Here is a 302-nt window from a genome sequence, read left to right on the forward strand (position 1 = left end):
GCTCCAGGCCGACCTGCACGCCCAGGGCATCGTCCCGGACGTCGTCGAGGTGGTCGACCCCGACGGACAGGTACGGGAACCGGTCCGCCAGGTACTCCGGGTCATCGCCCGGCACGACCTCGTGCTCGCCACCGGGCACCTGTCCGGCCCGGAGATCCTGGCCGTGGTCCACGCCGCCGGCGAGGAGGGAGTACGCCGGATCGTCGTCACCCACCCCGAGTTCACCTCGCAACGACTGCCCGTCGCCCAGCAGCGGGAACTCGCCGAGGCCGGCGCCCTGCTGGAACGCTGCTTCACCACGC

Annotated in this window: 1 protein-coding gene; it reads left to right on the plus strand. The window is 72.5% G+C overall.

The window, feature by feature from the left end; genetic code table 11:
• On the plus strand, nt 1-302 hold a 302-nt coding region (locus AAH979_RS43240), incomplete at both ends, for a DUF6282 family protein (protein ID WP_346263914.1).

This window comes from Plantactinospora sp. ZYX-F-223 (genome assembly GCF_039649625.1).
GTDB lineage: Bacteria > Actinomycetota > Actinomycetes > Mycobacteriales > Micromonosporaceae > Plantactinospora.